Origin of the sequence: Halobaculum marinum (assembly GCF_029338555.1) — an archaeon.
Classification (GTDB): domain Archaea; phylum Halobacteriota; class Halobacteria; order Halobacteriales; family Haloferacaceae; genus Halobaculum; species Halobaculum marinum.
This window is the reverse complement of record NZ_CP119991.1, coordinates 89,796-115,640: the sequence shown is the minus strand read 5'-3', so window position 1 is coordinate 115,640 and position 25,845 is coordinate 89,796. Positions and strand designations below refer to the sequence as shown.

Genomic DNA, 25,845 nt, shown 5'->3' with positions numbered 1-25,845 from the left:
CGGGTGTCTAGCGCGGCGTGGCCGACTCCGGGGGGACGACCAGCACGTTGTTGTGGCTCTGTGCGACGATCGACTCGGCGGTGTCGCCGATCAGCAGGCGGCGCAGTCGGCTGGTCCCACGCGCGCCGAGCAGGGTCGTCGTCGCGCCGACGCGCTCCTCCTCGGCGAGAATCTCGTCGACGACGCCGCCGGAGCGGACGTTCGTCTCCACCTCGATGCCCATCTTGTCCTCGAGGTCGGCCGCCATCTCCTCGAGACGCGCGCGGGCGTCTCCCTCCGTCAGGTCACTCTCCATCTGCTCGCGCCCGCGCACGTGCAGGAGGTGCACCCGCTCCGGGGCCCCCGTTAGCTGTGGGAGGAACTCGTAGGCCCGCTGTGCGTTCTGCGAGAAGTCGGTCGCGTACAGCGTGGTGTTGAACAGCTCCTCCTTCTCGACTTCGTAGCCGGTGTCGGTCGACTCGATGCGCTCGACGAGCAGCGGCCTGACCGCGGTCCGCGCGACGTTGCGGACCGTCCCGCCGATGAGGCGGTTGCGCAGCGGCGACTCCCCGCGCGAGCCGACGACGATCATGTCGGCGTCGAGTCGCTCCGCGAGGCCGTTGATGCGCCGGTGGGGCGTCCCGCGGGCGACGTGCGCCTCCACCTCGAACCCCGCCTCCTCGAACACGCGCCGCTGTGACTTGAGCGCCTCCCGCGCGTTCGACGCCACATCCATCCCCGGGAGCCCGCTGGAGACGTTGTCTGGGACGACGGTGATCAGGTGGACCTCCGTCACGCCGACGTTCGCGAGGCACTCGAGGCAGGTTCGCGACTCGATCGCTGCGTCCGCCGCGTCCGACAGGTCCGTTGCGAATACGATGCGCATGAGTGATGCTACGAGCCCCAGCACCAATATTGTTTTGATTGTACAATACAATTTCCAACCGATGGTCGACCAAGCCGGATTCCCGTACACTCATATCGGTCGCTAGCGGGGTGAGAGTCGATGACCGAGCAACCGCTGACCGTCGGTGTCCTCGGCGGGATGAGCAGCGAGTCGACACGCGAGTACTATCGCCTGCTCGACGAGAGAATTAACGACGTGCGCGGCGGCCACCACGCCGCCGACCTCGTGATCCGCAGTGTCGACTTCGGCGAGGTGGAGCGGTTCATCCGGGAGGACCGCTGGGAGGCCGCAGCCGACTTTCTCGCCGCCGCGGCCGCGGATCTGGAGGCAGCGGGGGCGGACCTGGCGATCATGGCGACGAACACAATGCACCGCGTCGCCGCCGACATCGACGCCGCGCTGTCGATCCCATTCGTCCACATCGTCGACCCCACCGCCGAAGCCGTCGCCGCGGCCGACATCGACACCGTCGGCGTGCTCGGAACGGCTGCGGTGATGGAGGGGGAATTCTACGCCGACCGGTTCGCCGACCACGGTATCGAGGTCGTCGTCCCCGACGCAGAGGACCGCTGCCTCGTCGACGACGTGATCTTCGAGGAGTTGACCAGCGGCGTGATCCGCGAAGAGTCGCGAGCGGCGTATCTGCGAGTGATCGACGACCTGGTGGCCGACGGCGCGGAGGGCGTCGTCCTCGGGTGCACGGAGATCGATCTGCTCGTCGACCAGGCGGATCGCCCGTCGGTCCCCATGTTCGACACGACCGCCCTGCACGTCGAGCGCGCGGTGGAGATGAGTCTGCGCGGCGCCAGCAGTGAATAAGTACTAGTTGCGCAATAGTCGCAAGACTATAGACGGCGGCGACCGAACCACGAGTCGATGCCCTCGAACGAGTCACGGTTCGATCCGGGTGTGGCGGTCGACCACGAGTCCAGGTGCCTGCCGCTCGCGGGCGGACGGTGACACGATGACGCCACGAGAACTGCGTGCGGACGTGCCCGCACTTCAGGAGGGAGTGTACCTGAACCACGGAGCGCACGGCCCGAGTCCGCGCTACGTCGTCGACGCCGCGACGGCGTTCCTCCGCGACCACGAGTACGACGTGCCGGTCCACGGCGACCCGTACGAACGGGCGTTCGCTGAGTTCGACCGGACGCGCGAGCGCGTGGCCTCGTTCGTCGGTGCCGACCCCGACGAGATCGCACTCACCGAGAGCACCACCGCGGGGATCAACGCCATCGCCGGGAGTCTCGACTGGGGGCCCGGCGACGTGGTGGTCCGGACGGACCTCGAACACCCAGCGGGCGTCCTCCCGTGGGAGCGACTGGAGGCGGAGGGCGTCGAGGTGCGCGTCCTCGGCACCGAGAACGGGCGCGTCGATATCGACGCGTACACCGACGCGGTCGCGGACGCTGATCTGGTCTGTTTCAGCGCGATCACGTGGACGCACGGCACGCGCCTCCCCGTCACCGAGTTGGTCGACATCGCCCACGAGGCGGGCGCGTTCGCCCTCGTCGATGCGGTGCAGGTGCCGGGTCAGCAACCGTTAGACGTGACCGAGTGGGGCGCCGACGCGGTCGCGGCGGCGGGCCACAAGTGGCTGCTTGGCCTGTGGGGCGGGGGGTTCCTGTACGTCAACCGAGACGCCGCCGAGGCGCTCGAACCGCGGACCATCGGCTATCGAAGCGTCGAGAAACCCACGGCCTCGCCGTTCACGTTCGCGCCTGGCGCCCGCCGGTTCGAGGTCGGGTCGGCGAACCCGGCGCCGCACGTCGCCTTGCGCGAGGCGATCGACGCGGTCGACGAGGTGGGCGTCGGGCGGATCCACGACCGGATCCGCGACCTCGCACGCCGACTCGCCGACGGGGTCCCGGAGGAGCGGTTGCACAGCCCCGCGCGACCGACAACGGGGCTCGTCACGATCGGCGTCGACGACCCGTCGGCGACCGTCGCGCGACTGGCGGAATTGGGGATCGTCGTCCGCGACCTCCCTCACCCAGAGGCGATCCGTGCCTCGGTCCACGCGGTCAACACTGCCCAGGAGGTCGATCGACTGCTCGATGCGCTCGCGACGGAGTGGTGAGGACGGGGGGACGGCCCGCACGCAGGACACTGGGCGCACCTACATCCGTATTGCTCGATAGGTGAATTTCTCCCATCCAAGGATTGTCCACACAGATCCCTCCTTCGCGGTGCTGTAGGCCGGCAAATCGGCACAGAGGTGGGTTACAAGGCCAAGAAGAGCCGCCAGACTCTGCGAACACCCACCGAAGACAGTATTGTGTGTTGTGGGAATTTCTTTCCAAACTCTTATGTGCCCTGCCCCAGTACGAGGTGATACACCGATGAATCCAGACGACTTCCCGACCCCCGACGCTGAGGTTGAGAGTATCGTTCCCGAGGATCTGAAGGCACGCATCGACGCCGGCGAGTCCATCACGCTGCTGGACGCACGGATGGCCTCCGACTACGAGGAGTGGCGGATCGACGGAGAGAACGTGGAGTCGATCAACGTCCCGTACTTCGAGTTCCTCGAGGAGGAGATCGCCGACGACGTGCTCGAGCAGATCCCCGACGACCGCGAAGTCACGGTGCTGTGCGCGAAGGGCGGCGCCAGCGAGTACGTCGCCGGCACGCTCGCCGAGCGCGACTACGATGTGAACCACCTCGAAGAGGGCATGAACGGCTGGGCGCGCATCTACGAGCGCGTCGAGGTGTCCGAGTACGACGGCCCCGGGACGCTGTACCAGTACCAGCGCCCCTCCTCGGGCTGTCTCGGCTACCTGCTCGTCGACGGCGACGAGGCCGCCGTGGTCGACCCGCTCCGTGCGTTCACCGACCGCTACCTCGACGACGCCGACGAGTTGGGCGTCGACCTCGTGTACGCGCTCGACACGCACATCCACGCCGACCACATCTCCGGCGTTCGCGAACTCGACGCCGAGGGCGTCGAGGGCGTGATTCCCGAGGCCGCCGTCGACCGCGGGGTCACCTACGCGGACGAGTTGACGCTCGCCGACGACGGTGACGAGTTCGCCGTCGGCGACACCACCGTCGAGGCAGTGTACACGCCCGGCCACACGACGGGCATGACCTCGTACCTGCTCGGTGGGAGCCTGCTCGCGACCGGCGACGGCCTGTTCATCGAGAGCGTCGCTCGCCCCGACCTCGAAGAGGGTGACGACGGCGCGCCCGAGGCCGCCCGGATGCTGTACGAGTCGCTCCAGGAGCGCGTGCTCACGCTGCCCGACGACACGCTCATCGGCGGCGCCCACTTCAGCGACGCCGCGGTCCCGGCCGACGACGGCACGTACGTCGCCCCTGTCGGCGACCTGAAGCAGCGCATGGCCGCGCTCTCGATGGACGAAGACGAGTTCGTCGAGACGGTGCTGGCGGACATGCCGCCGCGCCCCGCTAACTACGTGGACATCATCGCGACGAACCTCGGGCAGCAGACTGCCGACGACGACGAGGCTTTCACACTCGAACTCGGTCCCAACAACTGTGCGGCGAGTCAGGAGTCGCTCGCCGACGACTAACGACATCACCCCATGGTCGATCCACTCCCCATCCAACTGCTCGCCGAGTACTTCCCGAACGGGATCAGCCGATACGCTATCGGCGGCCTGTTCGTCGGCCTCGGAGCGAGCATCATCTACCTCGGCACCGGCATCAGCGCCGGCGCGAGTACGTTCCTCGAGTCGACGCTGTCGTACGTCTCGGGCCTCTCGCGGTTCCAACAGTACGTCTCCTCGCGCGACTGGCGCTGGGTGTTCACGATCGGAATCATCGCCGGTGCGGCGATCTACTCGCTCACGCTCGGTGACGCGTTGCAGTACACGACGCAGGTGCAGCCGTGGCGGCTGTTCGTCGGCGGCGTCCTCGTCGGCGTCGGCACGCGCGTCGGGAAGGGCTGTACGTCCGGCCACGGGATCTGTGGCATGGGCTCGGCGTCGCGGACCTCGATCGTCGGCGTCGCCACCTTCCTGCTCGTCGCGATCGGCGTCGCACAGGTCGTCGCTGCACTGGGGGTGAGCCCGTAATGTCCGACACCGAACGACACCCGCTGTTCATGCCGCTGATCCTCGTCGGCGGCCTGATCTTCGGGTTCGGCCTCGGCTTCAGCCACATGGCGCGACCCGAAGTCGTGCTGGACTTCCTCCAGTTCGAGGACTTCGGCCTCGTGTTCGTCATGTTCGGCGGCGCGATCGTGACGGGGATCGTGTACTTCCTCGCACCACGCCTGCTCGGCGAACCGCTGCTGACGAAGCGTCGGTTCGAGCGCCGACTGAAGCCGTTCGACAAGAACGTCATCATCGGCGGCAGCATCTTCGGCGTCGGCTGGGGGCTGTCGGGGATCTGCCCCGGCGCCGCGTACGCCAGTCTCGGCGTCGGCAACGTCACGATCCTGTGGGCGCTCGCCGGGATGTTCGTCGGCGCGTACGCACAGGGGCTGGTCCGCAGTCGCATCGACGCTGGCGACGCGGCGACCACCAGCGCCGACTGAGGCGCCTCGCTGCGCCGCCTCGGCGCACGGTCGGCACACTTCTTCGGCGGTCGATGCCGACGCACTTTCGAATCCCCCGGAGAACCAGTACTCCAGCGTTCCTCGTCGGAGAGCTTTCTTGACGGACCGGATGACCTTCGCGTCGCGGGCGACCTCGCCACCCGCGACCGACGAGGACGATACGGTCAGCGTCGTCTCCTCCACTCCGCGTTCGACGCCGAGTCGCTCCCGGTCACACCGTCGGTCGTAGATCAATGCGTAGCGTCGAGGGTGGACACGTCCTCATCAACGTCTCTGTTGCTGGCCGCGTCGTACTGTTCTCCGCAGGGGGACTCCCGGCCAGCAGACAAGTCAAACATGAGAGTACGCTGTACCACTTCATCGTGCAGACACACCTCGTCGTTAGTTCGTTCAGAGTAGAACTGGAGAAGGCCAAGCTCTACAGCGTGGTCCGCTTCAGGTCATATAAACAGCGCACCCACGTCTGGCAGATATCCCCTGTTCGAGAGGCGATGGCCGCTGCAGCCTTCTGTTCGAGTGTCGAATGATTCCCCTTAGAAGCTGTGAGACGACCGATTTAGGGGGCAGGATGGAGGCTTTTGGAGAGGTCGTAGTCAACAGACGATGCCAACAGAACCGATCGACCCAAAACTAGTCTGGCGTCCGCTGATGGACGAGTGGCGTCTGGCAAGGGTCTGAGTGAACGGAAGGGGAGTACAATGCATCACCAACTCGCGAATACGGGGTGACGGAGAGTCTGGAGGAAGATATAAGTCATTATTGCAGTAATCATTATCCAGAGAATGACCTTCTACGATCGGGCCGAAGAACTCAACGCCCTCAACACGGCGTTCGAATCTCCGGGCCACGATTTCTACGTGGTCTATGGTCGGCGTCGCGTCGGGAAAACTGAACTCCTCAAAGAGTTCTGTGCTGATCGACCACACATCTACTTCCTGGCTGCCCAAGAAGCCGAAGACCGGCAGCGCGAGAAGTTCGTCGAGAAAGTCGCTGACCACTTCGACGACCGCGTTCCCCGTATCGACGGCTGGGACCAGGCCCTCGACTACCTCGGCGAGAAACTTGCGACCGAACGGGTCGTCGTTGCCGTCGACGAGTTCCCCTACCTCGTGGAAGAAAACGGCTCCCTCCCGTCGTATCTCCAGTCGTTCGTCGATGAGCAGCTCCAGGAGACCGAGTCAATGCTCGTGCTGTGTGGTTCGAGCGTGAGCACGATGGAGTCGGAGGTGCTCGGTCACGAGAGCCCGCTGCACGGTCGTCGCACGGGCCAGATCGACGTGCAGCCGTTTTCCTTCCGCCAGTCCCGGGCTGTCATCGACTACGATCTTGCGAACACGATCCGGTCGTTCGCGGTCACGGGCGGCACCCCGATGTATCTCACCCTCTTCGACTACGATCACCCTCTCGCGAAGAACATTCGAGCGCAGATTCTCTCTCCGACGGCAGTCCTCTACAACGAACCCGAATTCCTCCTCCGCACCGAGTTACGGAACCCCGCGAGATACATGAGTATTCTCGAGGCGGTCGCAACCGGACACACGACGCCCAACGAGATCTCGGGGGTGACCGGTATCGATTCGGGGCCGCTGTCGAAGTACCTCCAGACCCTCCGCCGACTGCGGTTGATCGACCGGGAGGTGCCCGTGACGGCGTCTGCAAAACAGTCCAAGCGATCGCGATACCACGTGGCCGACGAGTTCCTCCGGTTCTGGTTCCGGTTCGTCGAACCGAATCGCTCCAGCATCCAAGAAGCCCCGGAGGTCGTCTACGACGGAACGATCGAGCCGAATCTCCCCGACTACGTCGCAACGACGTTCGAGGACGTCTGTCGAGAGGCCGTCTGGGAAGCGATCCGTCGCGGCCACCTCGAGTCGTACTCCGAGGTCGGACGGTGGTGGTACGGGGAAGACGAGATCGACATCGTTGGGCTCGCCCCGGACACCGACCGGATTCTGTTCGCGGAATGTAAATGGACGAGCGAGCCGGTTGGCCCGGGCCTCGTTTCGCAGCTCCGCGAGAAAGCCGAGCGTGTTCGATGGGGACCAGACACGCGCGAGGAGGAATTCGCGTTGTTCTCGAAACGCGGGTTCGTCGATGGAGTCGCTGACGACGTAGATGAGAACTGGTCGCTGTACGGACTGAGCGAACTGAGCGGTCTTCTGTAGTCGAGCTACTCAACATCTGTCGACGCAGAAATTCAGTTCTTCACGTAGCAGACGTCTAAACGAGGTTTCTCACTCGTCGACAACTACGCGTGAACAGTGAGAGCGATCAGGTGGTGTTCGCTGCCACAGCAACGAGTCAATGATTATCGCTATTCCACTCGGTTTAGCTGTGCGCGACCCACAGACCTCAACGCTCGTAGGCTTCGTCGATCGCGGTGACGAGTTCTTCCACGTCTTGTGATCCGACGAGAACGTCACGGCCGGTCGTTCGCTGGATCCAGACGCCCTGAGTCACAGTGACGTTGTAGGCGAGCTTCCCTGGTACCCAGCGAATGCCCCAGCCAACGAACTCGCGGAGTGGGCTGTACGTTCTCGGTTCATATCGGTCGATGTCCGCCCACGAGATCCGACGGAATGACCGATGAAGCGGCCACATCTTGAGGTAGATCCCGTCGACTATCACCTCGGTTTCCAGGCGCAGACTGGACAGGAACACCGTAACTACGCCGACGACCGCGAACCGACGGCGGAGTCACTCCGGCACAATGTGGAGCGTCAGAACACCCCCACCGCTTGTTCGTGCACGAGATCGACGACGCTTGACCGAGTCAGCGCGTGCTGACGCCGAGCAGCGAGTAGAGCCAGCACGTGCTGGTGAGACCGGTCACGAGCATTGCGACGGCGACGACGCCGAGGATCGGCGACAGGATCGCCGGCAGTCCGATGACGCCCGCGAGCGTCGCCAGCGAGACGACGCCCGCGACAGCACCGACGAGTACCCGAACGAGCTGATCTGTCGAACCGACGTTTTTCTCCATAGCTGTCTCTTTGTCGTCCAGATATATGAGTATTGTACAACCGTGGGACAGATGCTGGTAGCTACTCAGTCGTCCCAACCCGATGGAGGATCAGCAACGCAACCACAGTGCCGTAACGAGACGATGCTGGGAAGTTCAGCGGCTCTTCCGCGCGTCGTCAGCCGCTCGTATCGTGATGCTCCCTACGTTCGTCACCGCCATCACGAATCCCTCGTAGGTGAACTCCGTCTGCACCTCCACGGACGTGTGGTCACTGGACAGCAACTCGTCTAGGTGGTCCGGGTCCAACACGGTGTACAGCGGTTCCATGTCGATCGGATCCCTACCGGTGAGCGCCGCCGCGCAGTGGATGACGATCGAACTGGGTGAATCGACCGCCGGGTCGAACGCTCCCGTGTACTTCCCGGCTGCGGGGTCCAATTCCAAGCGGTCCATACTGTCGACTCCTGGCACGGTCGCCGCCGTCTCAACGAGCCGCTTCTCTCGGGGACCCGACTCGTCGTGCCCTCGTCTCGTCACCATCGTTCTAGTCAAGCTTTCGGTGCACCATCAGGTCGGTGTTGACTATGCAGTATTAGGGGGGAGTTGTGCGCGTCTCACTCACCCGCGATCGTCCCCGCGATGAGTGCCCTGTGACCGCGTTTGAGTAGTCCAGCCAACGACTGTCGGGTGACCCCCAAGTCGTCGGCGACATCCTCCAACGATGCGCGTCGCGGGGAGTCGAAGTACCCCCGGTCGTACGCCTGGATCAGTGCGTTCCGTTGCTTCTCCGTCAGCAAGCCGTCGACGTCCATCGTCTGCGGGCCCTGTTCTCGAATCGACCGAAGCTCGATCGGAATCTCGTACTTGTCACAGCGTCGCTGGAAGTTCGCGAGCGCGTCTCGGCTGTGCGCGCGGAGTTTCAACCGCCACTGGTGCCGCGACCCCACAGCCGACAACACGATCACGTCAGTGTTGACCAGTGCGCCAACGACACCGGAGGTACTCACGTTCCACTCCACCTCGACGAGGCACTCGTTGTCGAACCGGTCTACCAACTCGACGCCGTCCACCGACGACTCTCGTTCGAGGTGTTCGACGACGTGTTCTTGCTGGTCCCACGCGACGCCGGAGATCCAGATGCTGGGGGTGACCGACCGCCCCGTCGGAACGATGCGTTCCAGTTCGGCGACCAACGTCGGATACTCCTCGAACAGCGGTCCGAGCGGGATCGAATCACTCGCGACCGTGAACCGCGCCTCGACAGACATTCGATACCCCGTCGGTGTGTGCCCAGCCACCTAAGCGTGCAGTCTTCGCGACACGACCACCCGATATTGACTGGTCACGTGTGTCGTCCCAGCGGCAGCAACACCCCGAGCGATCGTCAGTACGCGTGCCTGACCGGCACTGCCGTCGTCTGAGTGCCACCGTCGGGCCGTCTTATCGTGGGGGGACGGACGCGGGCGGCACGAGCAGCACGTTCGCGTCGCTGCGGGCCACGACCGACTCGGAGACGCTACCGAGCAGGAGGCGACGGAGGCGACTGGTCCCGCGTGCGCCCAGCAGCGTCGTCGTCGCGCCGACGCGCTCCTCCTCGGCGAGAATCTCCTCGACTGCGCTCCCCGACCGGACGCTGACGGCCGTCTCCACGTCCATCCGCTCGGAGAGGTCGTCCGCGAGCGCCGTGAGTCGGTCCCGTGCCGCCGATTCTGGGCTCCCGCTGTCCATCTGCTCGCGACCTCTGACGTGGAGGAGTGTCACGTGCTCGGTCGCCGCGCGGAGCCGCGGGAGGAACTCGGCGGCGCGTTCGGCGTTGTCGGAGAAGTCCGTGACGTACAACACGTCACGAAACAGGTGGTCGTGGGCGACGGTCGGCGTCCCCTCGTCCACGTCGACCCGTTCGACCAGGAGCGGGACGACCGCGGTTCGCGCCACGTTCCTAGCGGTGTCACCGATCAACCGGTTGCGCAGAGGACTCTGCCCCCGCGACCCGACGACGATCATGTCTGCCGGGAGCCGTTCGGCCAGCCCGTTGATCCGCCGGAACGGGGCACCGCGTGCGACGTGTGTCTCGACATCGAATCCCGCGTCTTCGAACACCGCGCGGTACGAGCCGAGCGCCTCGCGGGCGTCGCTAGCCGCGTCCATCCCCGGCAAGCCGCTGGAGACGTTGCTCGGGACCACCGTGAACAGATGGACCTCCCGCACGCCGATGTTGGCGAGACACCGCAGGTGGGTCTGCGACCGGAGCGCGACCCGATTCGCGTCCGAGAGGTCCGTCGCGAACACGATGCGCATAGACGCACGAGGATCCGTGCCACCATATATTTCACCGGCTCTGGTACCCACCTCGCATCACGCCGAGTCCAGCGATCAGCGGTGGCGACAGCCTCGACTGAAAGCCGACGACGGTCGCCGTGGATGCGGTACACACCCGTGCAGAGAGTCAGACGCGCCGCCGATTTGGATCGCTTCGTGTCGATTCGTCGCTGGTCAGTCAGTTCTCAAAAAGAGTGATCGAACGGTCCTCAGTCGCGTCAGTCGGCAGACGTCGGCTCTGAGGACGCCGACTCGTTGCGGAGTTCGCGGATACTGCTGAGGATGACCGCGCCACTCACCAACAGCGCTGCGCCGAGGATGATGACGAGGCTGACCACGTCGAAGAACTCGATGCCGAGGTAGCCACCGACCTGGCGGACCGCGACTGCGAGCGCGCCGAGCAGCAGCATCACGCCGAAGTACACCTTGATGTCGTCCTCGTTGACGAGGCTCGTCGCACCGGCACCTATGCGGGCGCCGAGTGCGCTCCCTGCGAGTAGCGGGACGACGATGGAGAGGTCGACCGCGCCCGACTGGGCGTACAGGAACGAGCCGATCCCGCCTGAGAAGACGATCTCGAACAGGTCAGTCCCGACCGCCACCGGCACCGGCACGCCGACGAGGTAGAACAGCGCAGGCATGCGGATGAAGCCGCCACCGACGCCGAGGAAGCCCGAGAGGAGCCCAGTCGCGAACGCGACGGCGAGCACCATCCACAGCGAGACGGTGAAGCCCCCACGCACCGAGATCATCGGCGGGATGTGGTACGACTGGATCTTCTGTGCGATGGCGGGAATGTCGTCCGCGTCGTCGTCGGTCTCGTCGACGTCGTGGGAGATCCCGCCGCCACCGCCCTTCATGGCGGTGTACGTGACGAATGCCCCGATAGAGCCAAGCAGGCCCACGTACGCGACGCTGACCACGCTGTCGGCCAGCCCGATGTGCTGGAGGTACTCCAATCCGATCTTCCCGACTTCGATTCCACCAGTTGTGCCCGCGATCATCAAGACCCCGAGTTTGTAGTCGACCTGACCCAGGTCACGGTGCTTCAGTGTCGCGATGACGGAGGTCCCGAACACGAACGCGAGACCGGACCCGACCGCGACGTTCGCGTCGTAACCCATCACGAGGAGTGCGGGCGTGACGAGGAACGACCCGCCCATTCCGAAGAACCCGAACAGGACACCGATCAGCAGGCCGAACCCCGCGAACATCGCGAGGAGTTCGACTGCAACGCCGAGAATCTCCATCTCAGATCCCCCCGACGAGTTCGTTCACGCGCTCGCCGAGCGTTGATTCCAGCAGTCCGTACCCGACGTACAGGACGAGCGCCTCGGCCAGGACGGCCCCGACGAGGACCGCCGCCAGCGCGTTTCCGTCCAGCGTCTCCAGTCCGAACATCACTCGCCACCTCGCATCAGTATTGTCCGCATCATGGGATACTCTCGTTCAGCAGTATCCGGTGGGTGGCTATAACGGTTTTGCATTACTCAGACAATACTATATCGCCGTAACCAACTCGAAGTGATCTATACGTTATCCGTAGCTACAGTTGGGGCCGTTCGTCTTGGCCACTCCGTCGACCAGGGTTGTCGGTCACCTGCAGGGCGACCGACCCTCGACCGCGAGAACGGCGCCGACGACGCGTCAGGCGCCCGCGGGCCGCCGCATCGCTACATTATTATGCGCACCACAGGTAGCCTCGCCCATGACTGACGACGATTTCACCGTGACGCCGTACGCCGTTCAGGGTGACGTCGACTACGAGCGCGTGTTGGATCAGTTCGGCGCCGACGAACTGACGGAGGCCGAGCGCGAGCGCTTCCCCGAGCCCCTCCACCCCCTGATCAAGCGCGGCATCTTCTACGGTGGGCGCGACGTCGAGGAGTACCTCGACGCCATCGATGAGGACGAGCAGGTGTCCATCGTCACCGGCCGCGGCCCCTCCGGCCCGATGCACATCGGCCACGTGTTCCCCCTCTACCTCGCGAAGTACCTCCAGGACCGCACCGGCGCGCACGTCTACATCCCCATCTCCGACGACGAGAAGTACTTCGCGAAGGACCAGGACTTCGACGACATCCAGGGCTGGGCCAAGGACAACATCACCGAGATCATGGCTGTCGGCTTCGACCCCGAGAAGACCCGGATCGTCGTCGACAGCGCCGACGCCGACGTGATCTACCCGTGGGCCGCGAAGTTCGCGAAGCGCTACACGCAGTCGACGGTGAACGCCACCTACGGCGACCCGGACAACGTCGGGCTCTCCTTCTACCCGGCGGTGCAGGCGACCCACCTCCTGCTCCCGCAGCTCGTCCACGGGCGCCACCGCACCATCGTCCCCATCGCGGTCGACCAGGACCCCCACATCCGGCTGTGCCGCGACGTGGCCGCCAAGGAGGACTACGACGTGTACAAGCCCTCGGCGCTCCTGAGCCGCTTCTTCCCGCAGCTCAAGGGCGACGGCGGCAAGATGAGCAGTTCCGACCAGAACCCCACGATCTACCTCTCTGACGACCGCGACGCCGTGCTCGAGAAGATCCAGACGTACGCCTTCTCCGGGGGCCAGACCTCACTGGAGGAGCACCGCGAGAAGGGCGGCGACCCCGACGTCGACGTCGCCTACCAGCTGCTGTACTACTTCTTCGAGGAGGACGACGAGAAGGTGGAGGAATTGGCCGCCGACTACCGCAGCGGCGAGTTGCTCACGGGCGAGTTGAAGAACTACGCCGCCGAGAAGGTCTCGGACTTCCTCGAGGCCCACCAGGAACGGAAAGCCGCCCTCGGCGACTTCGACGAGGAGATCCGGAACTACACCCTCACCGACGAGGAGCGCGCGACGCTGACCGAGGACCTGCTGTACTGACCGTCCCGGTCTGAAACGGAAAGGTCGGTTTCCACCGTGAATCGCCGATTCCAGTGTGAGCGGGAGGACCCATCAGCCTACCTTCGATCGTGTACGAGTTGAGAGACCGTTCAGTGCTTATCGAGTCGTCTCACGTGTCCCGGTGGTCGTTGGCCCCCTGCGAACGGTGACGGGTGATTGATCACCCATTCCAGTTGTCAAATGTCGAACTCGGAAGCCAACACACGCGCGGTTGACTCGCCGTCCGGCGGGCGGTTGCGACCGACGTCGACTGAACCGACGACACGCTCGTACAGGTCGACGTGTTCGTCCGCGATGGTGCTCCAAGAGAGCCGTTCGGCCATCTCCCGGCTCCGACGGGCCATCTCTGCACGAGCCTCGTCGTCGGTGAGGACGTCGACGAGGGCGTCGGCGAGTCGCTCGGGGTCCTCCGGTGGGACCACCCTGCCGCAGCCAGTCTCGCCGACGAGGCGCGGGAAGTCGCCGGCGCTGGACGAGACGACCGGTTTGCCGAAAGAAAACGCCGTCGACAGCGCGCCACTGTGTCCTTTCGTCCCACCTTGTTCACGGTACGGCGTGACGACGACCTCGGCCCGCGCGAAGAGGTCACCGACCTCGTCGTCGGGGACGTAGCGGTCGAGGTACTCAATCGCGTCAGGGTGAGCGTCGACGATCGCGCGAGCGTCCTCGGGGAGTGATCCGCTGCCGGCGATCACGAGCGTCGCGTCCGGGACATGCTCGCGGACCAGTGGCATCGCCTCGACGAGCGTGTCCACACCCTTCGGAGGGACGACGTTGCCGAAGAACAGCAGTGTGTTCGGCTCGGGGGAACGCGACACGTCGTCTGCCGACCCGAACAGGGAGTAGGCACCGTGCGGAATGACGGAGACCCGGTCGCTGTCGACGCCCTGACGGACCAGCGCGTCCCGCTGACTCGGCGTGTGGACGACGTAGGCGTCTGTGTCCAGCGAGGGCAACAGGAGGTTGATGGCCTCCTCGACCATCACCGGCGGTCGTGACAGCGAGAAGCGCGACTCCAGGACCTCGTGTTTCGTGACGACGAACGGGTACGTCTCGTCGACGCCGTGACGCGCCGCGAACAGTCGCACCTGCGGAAAGATCCCGGTGGCATCGTGGACGACGTCGGGGTCGATGTCGAACACCCGCTCGATAGCAGTGTAGGAGTACAGCCCACGGAGTACGGTGATCGGGTTCATGTCGAGCGAGTAGATCCGCGGCATCGAGATCTGGATGGGGGAGAACGCCTCAACCACCTGAACGCGGTCGTCGAGGTGGGCGTCGGCGTCCGTTTCCTCCGGCTTCATCACGACAACGTCGTGGTCGACGGCGACGGCGTTGGCGAGTTCAGCGGTGTAGTGGGCGAGGCCACCTTCTCCCTGCCCAATGATGTACAGAACCTGCATGGGCAATCAGAGAGTCACCGAGGATCTGAGTTTCGGACCCACGAACTGCGTTACCGGGATCGGGAGGCGTTTCCACACGTCCTTGAGGCGGTCGTAGCGTTCGTCGTCAGGGTGGGGGAGGTCCCCATCACCGTCCGGGAAGTAGTGGAGATCGTGGTACCACGTCTTCTCCCCACCGAAACTCTTCTTGAACATGTACACGCCCGACCCCTCGCGGGTCCGCCCGAACTCGTAGGCGTCGAGGTCGTTGGCCGCTGCCCACTGCAACGATTTCCACACGAGGTAGCTGCCGCCGTTCAGGTCGCGATGGTCGTAGTCAGTGACGACGCCCCACTGGGACGCCGTCGATCCCGACGCGAGGTTGATGATCCCGTTGATCACCTCACCGTCGCGTCGGACGAGGCCGAGGTGGAGTCGGTCCTCGGGGGAGTAGCACTCCCACAGCGTCCGGTAGAACGCGAACGAGTGTGGCGGCGTGCCGTGGCCTCGAACCGAGCGGAGGTACAGGCGATAGTAGTCGCGCAGGTCTTCGAGGTCGTCGCCCTCCTCGTAGGTTAGCTCGGAGTTGTCGCCCGCCTGTCGGATCTGTCGTTCACGGCTGTCCTTGATCGCTCCCCGAATCGACGCCTCGTCGGCCACTGGAACACTGAACGTGACGAACCGCCGCCGCGACTCGAACCCCGCCAGCTCAGGGAGATCGCGGCCACGGAGGCTGACGAAGTCCACCTCGAGATCGTCCGCGAGCGTCCTCGCGCGTTCGAGCAGTGCTCGTTCGTCGGATTCTGTCGCCCGGTCGGCCGACACGACCGACGCCCGTTCGCCGAACGGTGGAGAGACGAGTTTCGACCCAAACAGCCGACTACGGACGTAGACGAGCGGGAGCGCCGCGACGATCCCGTCGTCGTCGACGGCGACAAGCCGGCGACAGGAGTGACCGTATACACTGGCGGCCTCTCCCCACCCCCACAGCGCAAATGGGGGGCCGTCTGCCCGCTCGATGAACTGATCCCAGGCGTCTGGGCGGGCACACTCTTTGATTACGGTTCCGTCGTCGGTCTGGTTGGGAATGTTGTGTTGCATTAGGTCCAAATGTTGTTGGGGGAGTCGGACAGTGAGTCTGGGTCGGCGTCGAACGCACCGCCACACAGGTCTCGGACAGGACCGAACTGGAACCGCTCGAGCATCGCGTCGAGTGTGTCGCCGAGGCGGTCGATGCCGGTGAAGCTGATCAAACGTGCGAGGAGCGGCGGTTCGTCGGTCCGGACAGCCGGGTTAAACTCCCAGGGGTGGAAGTAGAGGTTCGCCGGAATACCGGTGCGCTCGAGCCGAGCGATCGCGTGTTGGAGGATCTGTCGTGGCGTGACTCTCGCGTAGAAACCGCCCGCTATCGGGAACCGGAGCGTCGATCCGAGGACCGACAACGGGAGTTCGACAAGGTCGTCTGGAGCGACATCTCGATCGTCAGCGGCGTCAGCGGCGAACGGGTCGGCTGGGTCGACCGTGTACGGTCGCCGGGGCGCCCCGTGGACGCCGTACATCGGGGTCTTCATCGGGAACACGCTGGAGTCGTACTCGTAGGCACTCTCTCGGAGCACATCGAACGCCCACGCTGTCTCTTGTGTCACCGAGAAGTTCGGCGCGCGAAACCCCGTCGGAGAGACGCCGCACGCGTCGACGATCGCCTCGCGTGAGTCCCGAAGTTCCCGCTCGAACACCCCGGGTGAGAGGTCGAACAGCGGGCGGTGTGAGTGACCGTGCGACCCGATCTCGTGACCTGCTGCCGCGACCTCGGCGATGAGGTCGGGGTACTCGCGTGCAACCTCGCCGACGACGAAAAACGTCGCCGTCACATCGTGGTTGTCTAGGTGCTCGAGAACGATGTTCGTCGAGTCGACGAGGTGGTCGACAGGGTCAGCGACCGCGTCACGGAGCAGCGTGGCGGTATGCCAGTGCTCTAGATCGAAGCTGAGCGCGTTAGCCGTGATATGATGCATTGCCGCTACGAACCCGAGATTCTGATGTGTCTGATTTGTAATAGGGATCATACGTCGGACCTTCGATCGGCCTACTACGCCAACAGCGGACGCTACGCGGCTGCACAGCGTTCGGTAGCGCGTGCCAACTAGCGCGACTCGCCGAGTTCGACGTCGTGTCGCAGTTGTCCACGAACGCCCCGGAACACACTCTGGTCTCCAGCAAAGCGATGGTGCCACCGATTCAGTCCTTGCGAGATCGCCGACCACGCGGGAGACCGGGCGCGCCATCGGCGAGCCAGACCGCGACTGTGACCGCGATCACCACCACGCCGGTTCCCGAAAGCCCGTGGAGCACACTCTCACCGAACGCAGCCAACAACGGCGGCGGCGGATCGTACTGAGGCTGTTCGACGACGGGCCACATGAGGTACGCGACGTACTCAGGTTCGCCGCGGTTGAGGGGAGCGATGGCGTCCGTGAGGTCGTGCGTGAGTATGGCCGCCAAGAACGGCACGATCAGCGAGTGCCGGTCTGGCGGGACCAACCGGCGGAGGAGGATCGCGAGCGCCACGACGGTGAAAAGCGAGTGGCCAAGTGACCGTCCGGCGGGAAGCACACTCAAGGACCACGCGAGCGGCTTGTCGACGAGGTCTGGAAACTGGCTTCCGAGGGCCACGAGCCACACTTCCGGCGTCGTCGGGGAACGCCCGCCACGGAGGTGGGTGAACGTGGTCCACGCGAGGTACGCCACGATGGCGTGTCCGACTGGCCCCATCGAACACCTACAGGTACCCGAGGTCGCGGAGGTGTTCCTCTTGGCGTTGGTTGAGGGAGGCGTCGGAGACGGCTGGGTCTCCCCTCTCGAACGCCGAAGGAACACGTTCGGCCGCTTTCGACGCAGAGAACTCCGGGGCGCCGTACGTCTGCGTGTCGCCGAGCGTGACCGATAGGAAAGAGGCCAGCCCGTCGACAGTGACGTTGTGTCGCCACGCCGGCGAGTAGCCGCGAAGGAGGTTGTCGTACGCGAGCGCGCCGAGGCGTTCGAGCCGCGACCCCCGGTGGAACACGTGGCCGCCCGCATCGTCCCACGCAGACGTCGCCGCGTACACCGTGAGCTCGTGTTCCACCGGCCCGACACCCACATCAAGGTGCTGCCAGACGTCCGAGCGAGGCGTGCGGTCCGCGGGGGGGCTCACGGTCCAGAGGTCAACCCCGTCGACATCGTCCGGCACCGTACCTCGTTGGGCTGAAAGGACCGTCGGCGCGACGTCGGTGCCAGACAGGATGCCGTCTAGCCGACGCCCACGTGGGAGTCCAGCGCCCGCGAATACGACGGGGACCTCGACGTTCTCGGGCACCATCGGGTGACCGTGGCCGAAGCGCCCCCCACGCGACGGCTCGCCGAGGCACTGGCCGTGGTCACTCGTGAACACTACGAGCGTCTCCTCTAGTAGGTCGCGCTCGTCCAGAGCGTCGACGAGATCGAGGAACCGCGACGCCGACCGTTGGCAGTCGGCGCGGTACAGTTCGACTAGGCGGTCGCGGCGCCGTTCGTACTCGGCGAAGAACTCCTTCGTCGACTCGAACACACCGTTGTCGAAGCCGTACGGTGCGTGTGGGCCAACGTCGTGGACGACGTGCGTGAAGGGCGGTTCGAGGTCGTCGAGGGTGCGCTCCTCCTCCACGTGGTGGATCTGCAGCGGCGGCTTCTCCGCCGACGGGAGCTCCGGCCAGACGGTGTGGGCGTCGAACCCGACGTCCGTCTCCTCATCGTCGAGCAACGGCGGTCGGCGCTCGACGCGGTCATCGAACATCCACACCGAGTGTGTCGCGGGGTATTGCCCTGTGAGTAGCGACGGCAGCGCGGATGCGGTGAACGTACTCGCCGCGATCGCTCGTCCCGTTACCCCGAGCTGTCTGACCGGCTTGGGGAGGAAATCGTACCGCATCGCGTCCGATACGAAGACGACGACGTTCGAGACGTCGTCGACTGTCGCCAACTCCGAGAGAGGTCGACTCATGTGTCTTGGTCAAACGGACGCGGGCTGGCGGTGTTTGTAATAGGGGCCGTATGGGCTAGTAGTAGGAAGTAACCTCGTCCGAACAGGGAGCGCTGACGGCTACGTGGCAGTCACGTTGGAGTCACGGTCGGTGTCGGCCACCCACAGGTGCAGTTGGCGGTATGGCGACTCGGACGGCGTGTCGTCGGACACGTTGCCCACGTACAGTGAGAACACGACGCGAACTCGCGGTGCGTCCGCCAGGTCGCCGAGCGCGAGGACATCGAAGCGTGCGGTCGCGGCGTCCCCGTCGGGGAGCGACAGTGTCTGCCGCCCGAGTTCGTGACGCTCGAGGACCTCGGTGGAAGAACCGTCATTGGCCGCGACGTGCTGGGCGGTCGCGACGAGCGTGTACGTCGTCTGCTCGCGCTGGTGGTTCGTTACCTTCGTGACGACCGTGCCATTCGCGTCGCCGACCGTCGGGTAGTCGTCGGCGAGGAGGTCCCCGCCGTCGGGCGACAGCACCGAGAACTCGGTGTACGGCGACGCGCTGGTGGGACCGCCGACCGCGAACCCGACGGTCGACACCGCCAGGAGGAGCCCCGCGCACAGCACCGCGATCTCCGCCGTTCGTGTCCCCCCGCTGTCAGTCATCGTGTGCAACACATCACAGGTCGGAGTAAAAATCGTCAATACCGTTCCACCGGCGTTGGAAGCCAGCGGCGTTCGAACGCCCGGTTGACCGGCCTTACTGTGGGCTCGACCCACCTACACCCATCATAACGAACACGCTCCGCCGACCCCGGAGCGTATGGACCTCGGTCGGTCGACGCTGAAGGTGCTGGTGGCGCGGACCGCCAACGCGTTCGTCTTCTTCGGCGCGATCACCTACTTCACGCGCACCCTGCCCGCCGACCGGGTGAGCGCATTCTTCCTGTATCTCGCGCTGATCGGGTTGTTGTCGATCCCCGCGGACGTGGGAATGCGGGGTGCCCTAGAGAAACGCCTCTCGGAGGGCGACGCGCCCGGGGAGACGCTCGGGTCGGCGCTGGCGTTCAAGGCCGTGACTCTCGCGGTCGTCTGCGTGGCGGTGCTGGCCCTGGGACCGCTCATCGAGTCCGCGCTGGGGATGCCGTTCACCGGCCTGCTCGTCGCCGGTCTGGTCGCCCAAGAGCTGGGGCGGACGTACCTCAGTGTGGTCAGGGGCGAACTCCGCGTCGGCGACACCGCCCCGATCGAACTCGTCCGGCGCGTGGTGTGGGTCGGCATCGCCGTGACGCTCGTGAGTCGCGGCTGGGGTGTCCGCGGCATTCTGATCGGCCACGTCGTCGGTCGGACCGTGGAGTTCTGCTGGGCGTTCCTCCACTGTCGGACACCGATCGGCCGCCCCTCGGTCGAACAGATCCGATCGCTGTTTGCCTTCTCGAAGTACCAGACGGTCACCTCCGTCGGCGGGCGCGTCTACCAGTGGATGGACGTCGTGATCATCGGTCTCCTGCTGTCGGGAACGTACGTGAGCGCCTACGAAGTGGCGTGGCAGGTGACGCTGCTGGTGTTGCTGCTCAGCAAGTCGATCGAACTCAACATCTTTCCCCAGATCAGCCGGTGGGACTCGGAGGCGTCGACCGAGCGAATCGAGTCGACCATCTCGCGAGCGGTCGGGATCGTCCTGTTCGTGTCGGTGCCCGCGCTCGTCGGCGCCGCAATCTACGCCGAGGAGGTGCTCTCGCTGTTCTTCGGGCCGGAGTACGTCATCGCCTCGGTGGTCCTCGTGATCCTCATGGCCGAGAAGACGTTCCAGTCGTACAACGACATCGTGGGGACGTCGATCCGGGCGCTCGACAGACCGGACCTGTCCGCGAAAGCGATCGTCGTCTCCGTGGGCTTGAACCTCGTCGCCAGCCCCCTGCTCATCCTGACAATCGGGTTCGAAGGCGCCGCCCTCGCCACCGGCGGGGCGTGGTTCGTCAACGCCCTCATGCAGACGCGGTACCTGTCGCGGTTCGTCGAGTTGACGTTCCCCGTGCGGCTGGTCGGCTGGTACGCGGTCGCGTCGCTCGCGATGGCCGGCGTCCTCCTCGCAATCCGGCAGGTTGTCCCGGTCGACGGACTCGTCGTGCTGCTCGCGCAGGTCGCGCTGGGGGTCTGCGTGTATCTGGCCGTCTCCGCGGCGATTCCGCGGGTTCGCGACAGCGTCATCGCCCCCGGTATGTCAGTAGTACGAGGTTGAGTTGTCGAAACACCGGCATAACAAACTCCATCCGCGCTATCGACCACGTAGAATGGCGCAGTCCGCTCGTCAGACCCAGCTGGCTTCCTGGGTCTCCTCGGAACCGCTCGTGGGGGGCGTGATCGCGCTCCTGTCGTTGTACTGGGTCTGTCTACTCGTCTCGGGGTTCCTTCCTGCCGCGGTCGTTCCGCTCGCGCTGCTCACGGTACCGCTGGTGACGCTCGTTCCGGGCGGCTTGCTGACGATCCTGTTGGACCTCACCCCGCGGTCGGTGTCCGGATTCGCGGTGTACGCCGTCTCGCTCGGCGTGGCCACGGTCACGGTGCTCGTCGTCGCGACGAGCGTCATGTTCCCCCTGGTCGGCATCGAACGCCCCCTCTCGCCGGTCGTCTTCGGTTCCGTGTTGACCGTGACCATCGCCGCCCTCACGGCCGGGGTGTACCGGCGGGGCACCACGGTCCCCCGGTTGCGCCGACCGCGACCGTTCCCGATGGCCGTCGCGCTCGTCGCGCTCCCGTCAGTCGCTGCGCTCGCTGCGGGGATCATGAACCGGACGGGAAGCGCCGTCGGGATGTACGTGCTCGTCGCCTCCATCGTGGCGGTGGTGCTGCTCACGCCGACCGAGTACGTGCCGCGCTCGCTGTACCCGCTCACGGTGTTCTCGGTGGGGACGGCGACGCTGCTGCACCGGAACCTCCTCACCTCCTACGTCCTGGGTGCGGACGTACAGGGCCTCGTCGCCACCGCCGAGCGAGTGGCCGCAGCCGGCGTCTGGTCGCCCGAGGTGTCTGGCGTCGCTGTCCCGGCGGTGACCGCGGTCCCGGCGGCGGTCGCAGCGTTGAGCGGACTCGGCGTCCACACTACGTTCAAGCTGTTCAACGTGTTCGCGTTCGCGTTCGTCCCTCTCGGCGTCTACCTCCTCGGGCGCGACGTGTTCGACGAGACGGTCGGGCTGTACGGGGCGCTGTTGCTCGTGTTCTACCACTACACCTTCGCCGTCACGCCGGGCAAACAGCTGATCTCGCAACTGTTCGTCGTCGGCCTCCTCCTGACGCTCCGGGCGAACGACCGCGGGGTAGTCGACGACGCACGCACCGTCATCGCCGTCGCGCTCCCCGCGACGGGGCTGATCTTCGCACACTACGGCACCACCTACGCCATCGGGACGGCGCTGCTCGCCGCGTCAGTCGTTGTGACGATGGCGAACGTCCGGATCGACGGGTACGAGCGGCGCCTCGACATCGCCGTGCCGGCGCTGCTCCTGTTGGCCGCGACCGCCTGGTACTGGGCCGCCGACGCCGACACGCTGGCGGTGCTAGTGTCGATACCTGCGGTCGCGGTCGACCAGACGACCGCCCTCCTGTTCGCGCAGTCGACCGCCGAGGGGTCGGGTGCGAGCTACGTCGCGAGCCAGACGGGCCCGATCGAGATGCTCAACGTCCTCCTGTACGTCGTGGTTACGGTGCTGCTGGTCGTCGGGGTCGCCGCTCGGGGACTCGTCTCGGTCAACTTGCTTCGTCGGGGTGAGGCGCCGGCAGACCTCGACTACACCGCCCTTGCGGTCCCGCTGGTCGCGCTGCTGGCGGCCTCGTACCTCCTCTCGCTCAACCTTTGGGCCGACCGCGTTTACCAACTCGTGCTCGTCGTCCTCGCCCCCTTCGTCCCGTACGGCTACCGCGTCCTCGACCGGGGCGCCGAGCGCATCGGTGACCGGTGGCGCAGCCCCACGTGGGGGTTCCTCGCGACGCTGCTCGCGGCCCTGATCGTCGTCAACTCCGGGGCTGCGTTCGCGCTGACCGGATCGGCGTCGACGTCGACGTTCAACCCCCATGCGAACGATCGGGTGTTCGACGGCCAGGACCGCGCGGGCGTCTCGTGGATCGGTGTCCACGCGAACATCACCGACGTCGACCCCGAACGGTCGTCGGACGAGTCGCGGGTGTCCGTGGACGACCCGGGCAACGTGCAAGTGTTCACTGACTCGGTGAGCGCCCAGCTATTCCGGTCGATGCTGCCGGCCGAGTACACTACCGTGGACGTGGTCGTGTTCAAAAGCGAGTGGCGACCGGTGTTCGACCGTGACAGCATCCGGGACGGGTATGTCTACCTCCGTCGGCCAGCAGTGAAGGAGGCGGCAGAAACGGGTGAGCTCCCGCCGACCTCGATCAGCCGTCGCAACGCACGGTCGATCACCGTCAGTGAGAACGTCGTCTACAGCAACGGCGTGGTCGAGGTCGTGCAGACTGGAAACGCGACCGGGTGATCAGTCGGACGCGTCGACCACCGTGCCGTCGACCGTCACGACCACCTCGCCGCGGAACGTGGACACGTCCACGAGCGATCCGTCGCGGAGCCAGTACTCGTCGGCGTCGCCTTTGACTCGTCCGTAGGCCTTCCCGCCCTCAACCTCGTCGGGCTCGGCCGACGACGGTTCGCCGTGGATGAGCGTCCCGCTCGTCTCGATGAGGTAGCGCACGTTCCCCTTGCTCTCGGGGGCGCGTTCGATGGTGATCCGGCTGAGTTCGCTCCCGTCGACGACGACGCCGGCGTCACCGTCAAGCACGAACTCCTTGATCGAGCCGCTGTACCGGTAGGCGTCGGAGCCGCCGCCGACGGCGCCGGTCGCAGTCGCCCCCTCGATCGAGTCCTCGGCGTTCATCGCCTTGGCCGGTGCAATGGCGTCCGACACCGTCAGCGAGTAGTCCGCGCTCCCGCTGGAGACGCTCCCGTCAATTGTGATGGTGTTCGGGAGCTCGCCCGGCGCGTAGGGACCGGGTCTGTTCGGGTCGACGAGCGTGTCCGGGTCGACCGCCTCGTTGTCGATGAACACGTCGAGCGACCCCTCGTAGCTGAAGTCAATGATCTCGCCGTCGTACCAGAAGCCGGGGAGGCTGCTCGTCCGCGCCACGGTGCCGCCGCCCAGCATCGCGTCGTCGCCGATCCAGTAGTCGGCTTCCTGGCCGCTACTGTCGTAGTGGACGTTGCCGCCGCTCGTCTCGAAGACGAACTCCGCCGCCGAGCCGTCGCCCGAGCGAACCCACAGGTAGTGGTCGCCGTCGGTCGGCTCCTCGGTCGGCTCCTCGGTCGACTCGGTAACCAGCGAGTCGGGGTCGACCGCCTCGTTGTCGATGAACACGTCGAGCGGGCCGGAGTAGCTGAACTGATCGATCTCGCCGTCGTACCAGAAGCCAGGCAGGTTGCTCGTCCGCGCCACGGTCCCGCTGGCGGATTCGCGGTCGTCCGCGATCTGGTAGTCCGCCTCCTGGCCGCTGGTGTCGTAGTGGATGTTGCCGCCGCTGGCACCGAACTCGAAGGTGGCTTCGCCGCCGTCGGCCGACCGGAACCAGACGTAGTGGTCGCCCTCATCGGTGGGCTCCTCAGTCGGTTCCTCCGTCGTCGATCCGTCGGAGCTGCCGTCGAGTTCCCAGACGCGGACCCAGTCGACGAACATCGTATCGTCGGGTTCGGTCCACGGCTCAGACTTGTCCGTGGTGCCGGTCCGGTCGATGTGGATGTTGCACATCATGTAGAACGGCGCACCGCGACGCAGCGCCTCCATCGTCGTCTCGTCGGTGACCGACCCGACGTGGTTGCCGTCGAAGTAGAAGTCGACTCGGTCCGAGAGCCACCTGCACCCGTAGATGTGGAAGTCCCGAGTGAGATCCACGCCTGTGTTGTAGTGGACGGGCTGGGCGTCATGTGTAGAGTTGTCGCCGGGGTCAGTCGACCGGCTGTAGTGGACGTTGTAGTTCGCCGTCGACCACACGTCGGAGCGGTCGTCAGTGGAGAACAGTTCGAAGAAGTCGATCTCCGGCGGCCAGTCCTCACTGTTGGGCTTCGACCAGAACGCTGGGAGATAGCCGACACGTTTCGGTGCCTTGATCCGCGCCTCCCAGTAACTGCCGGGGCCAGTGTAGAACCGGTTCTTGGAGTTGATCGCCCCCGCGTTGATCTCGGTGCCCTCGTGGTCGGCGGTCAGCTTCAACATCGAATCCTCGACGTTCACGTGGTCGGCCGTGATCACCTCGGGGGAGTTCGTCCGTGTCCCCCAGCCGAAGCCGACCCCCCAGTTGTCCGAGTCGAGCGACGTCCCGGAGAAGTCATCCTCGAACACCACGTTCCAGTTCGCGACGTCCGGCGGACCGCCCCCGGAGATCGCTCCTCGTGCCGTCGTCGCGAAGTTCGCGCCGCCGAGTAGTACCGCGCTTGCGCCAGTAAGCTTCAGATAATCGCGTCGTTCGAGGGGTCCGAACCCGCCCGATCCGTCCGCATCCGTCGGGTTCGCTCCGCTATCGTCGGTCGATAGGTGCTCCTCGCTCTCATCCCCAGTAGGACCGTCATTCGTGTGTGCCACGCCCGGTAATTCGAACTTACTTAGATAAGTTTAGTTTTATTTTGCGAACGAGGTGATTTCCATATTAATACCAATTTTATTCGTCAAATAGAACTAGATTTCTAGAAATGCGACAGTTCAGACCGCATTTGTCGAGTGTTTGTCTACCGAGATTCGGCGCGAGTACGCACGTCCTACCCGTCGCAAAGCGGCCGACGGGGCGGAATTTGCCACGCCCGACGACGACCGGCGGGCGGGGGGTGTGTTCCCCGATCCCTAAGTAATTGGAGCCTTCTCCGCCGCCCGTCAACGCTTACCAAA

25 protein-coding genes are annotated in these 25,845 nt (G+C 65.3%); 10 read left to right on the top strand and 15 right to left on the bottom strand.

Annotated elements, in window-relative coordinates; genetic code table 11:
• Positions 1-7: 7 nt before the first annotated feature.
• Positions 8-865 carry a universal stress protein gene (locus tag P0R32_RS17065; RefSeq protein ID WP_276239845.1) on the bottom strand — a complete coding sequence of 286 codons (858 nt, stop codon included), beginning with the start codon at positions 863-865 and terminating at the stop codon, positions 8-10.
• 120 nt (positions 866-985) lie between these two features.
• Here P0R32_RS17065 and P0R32_RS17060 point away from each other — a divergent pair, with 120 nt between their 5' ends.
• From P0R32_RS17060 to P0R32_RS17030, 7 genes are all read left to right on the top strand, one after another.
• Positions 986-1,705: an aspartate/glutamate racemase family protein gene (locus P0R32_RS17060; RefSeq protein WP_276239844.1), complete on the top strand. Its 720-nt coding sequence runs from the start codon at positions 986-988 to the stop codon at positions 1,703-1,705.
• A 145-nt stretch (positions 1,706-1,850) separates the two neighbouring features.
• Positions 1,851-2,966 carry an aminotransferase class V-fold PLP-dependent enzyme gene (locus tag P0R32_RS17055; RefSeq protein WP_276239843.1) on the top strand — a complete coding sequence of 372 codons (1,116 nt, stop codon included), beginning with the start codon at positions 1,851-1,853 and terminating at the stop codon, positions 2,964-2,966.
• Positions 2,967-3,228: 262 nt separating this feature from the next.
• The gene (locus tag P0R32_RS17050; protein WP_276239842.1) at positions 3,229-4,422 is read left to right on the top strand and encodes an MBL fold metallo-hydrolase; all 1,194 of its coding nucleotides are present in this window, start codon (positions 3,229-3,231) and stop codon (positions 4,420-4,422) included.
• A gap of 12 nt (positions 4,423-4,434) precedes the next feature.
• Positions 4,435-4,926 carry a YeeE/YedE family protein gene (locus tag P0R32_RS17045; protein ID WP_276239841.1) on the top strand — a complete coding sequence of 164 codons (492 nt, stop codon included), beginning with the start codon at positions 4,435-4,437 and terminating at the stop codon, positions 4,924-4,926.
• Entirely contained in the window at positions 4,926-5,390 is a 465-nt protein-coding gene (locus tag P0R32_RS17040; RefSeq protein ID WP_276239840.1) for a YeeE/YedE family protein, read from the top strand. Before P0R32_RS17045 ends, P0R32_RS17040 begins: the two co-directional genes overlap by 1 nt.
• Before the next feature lie 254 nt (positions 5,391-5,644).
• Positions 5,645-5,938: a hypothetical protein gene (locus P0R32_RS17035; protein ID WP_276239839.1), complete on the top strand. Its 294-nt coding sequence runs from the start codon at positions 5,645-5,647 to the stop codon at positions 5,936-5,938.
• Between the two features lie 255 nt (positions 5,939-6,193).
• Entirely contained in the window at positions 6,194-7,576 is a 1,383-nt protein-coding gene (locus P0R32_RS17030; protein ID WP_276239838.1) for an ATP-binding protein, read from the top strand.
• A 187-nt stretch (positions 7,577-7,763) separates the two neighbouring features.
• Here P0R32_RS17030 and P0R32_RS17025 read toward each other — a convergent pair whose 3' ends face one another.
• From P0R32_RS17025 to P0R32_RS16995, 7 genes are all read right to left on the bottom strand, one after another.
• Positions 7,764-8,072: a hypothetical protein gene (locus P0R32_RS17025; RefSeq protein ID WP_276239837.1), complete on the bottom strand. Its 309-nt coding sequence runs from the start codon at positions 8,070-8,072 to the stop codon at positions 7,764-7,766.
• 112 nt (positions 8,073-8,184) lie between these two features.
• Complete coding sequence (locus P0R32_RS17020; protein ID WP_276239836.1) at positions 8,185-8,394, bottom strand: YgaP family membrane protein; 210 nt, start codon at positions 8,392-8,394, stop codon at positions 8,185-8,187.
• A gap of 135 nt (positions 8,395-8,529) precedes the next feature.
• On the bottom strand, positions 8,530-8,829 hold the full coding sequence (locus P0R32_RS17015) for a HalOD1 output domain-containing protein (RefSeq protein ID WP_276239835.1): 300 nt from the start codon (positions 8,827-8,829) through the stop codon (positions 8,530-8,532).
• A gap of 161 nt (positions 8,830-8,990) precedes the next feature.
• Complete coding sequence (locus P0R32_RS17010) at positions 8,991-9,644, bottom strand: helix-turn-helix domain-containing protein (protein ID WP_276239834.1); 654 nt, start codon at positions 9,642-9,644, stop codon at positions 8,991-8,993.
• A gap of 172 nt (positions 9,645-9,816) precedes the next feature.
• A complete protein-coding gene (locus P0R32_RS17005) occupies positions 9,817-10,674 on the bottom strand; it encodes a universal stress protein (RefSeq protein ID WP_276239833.1) in 858 nt (285 codons plus the stop codon).
• 239 nt (positions 10,675-10,913) lie between these two features.
• On the bottom strand, positions 10,914-11,945 hold the full coding sequence (locus P0R32_RS17000) for a sulfite exporter TauE/SafE family protein (RefSeq protein ID WP_276239832.1): 1,032 nt from the start codon (positions 11,943-11,945) through the stop codon (positions 10,914-10,916).
• A 1-nt stretch (position 11,946) separates the two neighbouring features.
• Entirely contained in the window at positions 11,947-12,096 is a 150-nt protein-coding gene (locus tag P0R32_RS16995) for a DUF7512 family protein (protein WP_276239831.1), read from the bottom strand.
• A gap of 307 nt (positions 12,097-12,403) precedes the next feature.
• Between P0R32_RS16995 and P0R32_RS16990 the strand changes: the two genes are divergently transcribed.
• Positions 12,404-13,561 (top strand): tryptophan--tRNA ligase, encoded by a 1,158-nt coding sequence (locus P0R32_RS16990; protein WP_276239830.1) that lies wholly within the window; start codon positions 12,404-12,406, stop codon positions 13,559-13,561.
• A gap of 197 nt (positions 13,562-13,758) precedes the next feature.
• Here P0R32_RS16990 and P0R32_RS16985 read toward each other — a convergent pair whose 3' ends face one another.
• The 6 genes from P0R32_RS16985 to P0R32_RS16960 all read right to left on the bottom strand — a co-directional run bounded on the left by P0R32_RS16985 (position 13,759) and on the right by P0R32_RS16960 (position 19,615).
• Entirely contained in the window at positions 13,759-14,985 is a 1,227-nt protein-coding gene (locus P0R32_RS16985; protein WP_276239829.1) for a glycosyltransferase family 4 protein, read from the bottom strand.
• Between the two features lie 6 nt (positions 14,986-14,991).
• A complete protein-coding gene (locus P0R32_RS16980; RefSeq protein WP_276239828.1) occupies positions 14,992-16,065 on the bottom strand; it encodes a GNAT family N-acetyltransferase in 1,074 nt (357 codons plus the stop codon).
• Positions 16,065-17,228, bottom strand: coding sequence for a polysaccharide deacetylase family protein (locus tag P0R32_RS16975; protein ID WP_276239827.1), 1,164 nt, complete (start codon positions 17,226-17,228; stop codon positions 16,065-16,067). The genes P0R32_RS16980 and P0R32_RS16975 overlap by 1 nt, the downstream gene beginning before the upstream one ends.
• On the bottom strand, positions 17,203-17,736 hold the full coding sequence (locus P0R32_RS16970; protein ID WP_276239826.1) for a metal-dependent hydrolase: 534 nt from the start codon (positions 17,734-17,736) through the stop codon (positions 17,203-17,205). The genes P0R32_RS16975 and P0R32_RS16970 overlap by 26 nt, the downstream gene beginning before the upstream one ends.
• Positions 17,737-17,743: 7 nt before the next feature.
• Positions 17,744-18,982, bottom strand: coding sequence for a sulfatase-like hydrolase/transferase (locus P0R32_RS16965; protein WP_276239825.1), 1,239 nt, complete (start codon positions 18,980-18,982; stop codon positions 17,744-17,746).
• A 99-nt stretch (positions 18,983-19,081) separates the two neighbouring features.
• Entirely contained in the window at positions 19,082-19,615 is a 534-nt protein-coding gene (locus P0R32_RS16960) for a DUF1616 domain-containing protein (RefSeq protein ID WP_276239824.1), read from the bottom strand.
• Between the two features lie 157 nt (positions 19,616-19,772).
• On the opposite strand from P0R32_RS16960, the gene P0R32_RS16955 reads away from it, so the two are divergent.
• Positions 19,773-21,191, top strand: a complete 1,419-nt coding sequence (locus P0R32_RS16955; RefSeq protein WP_276239823.1) for an oligosaccharide flippase family protein — start codon at positions 19,773-19,775, stop codon at positions 21,189-21,191.
• Positions 21,192-21,243: 52 nt separating this feature from the next.
• Positions 21,244-23,454, top strand: a complete 2,211-nt coding sequence (locus P0R32_RS16950) for a DUF2206 domain-containing protein (protein WP_276239822.1) — start codon at positions 21,244-21,246, stop codon at positions 23,452-23,454.
• On the opposite strand, the gene P0R32_RS16945 is transcribed toward P0R32_RS16950, so the two are convergent.
• Positions 23,455-25,308: a glycoside hydrolase family 16 protein gene (locus P0R32_RS16945; protein WP_276239821.1), complete on the bottom strand. Its 1,854-nt coding sequence runs from the start codon at positions 25,306-25,308 to the stop codon at positions 23,455-23,457. It lies immediately after the preceding gene.
• Positions 25,309-25,845 lie beyond the last annotated feature (537 nt).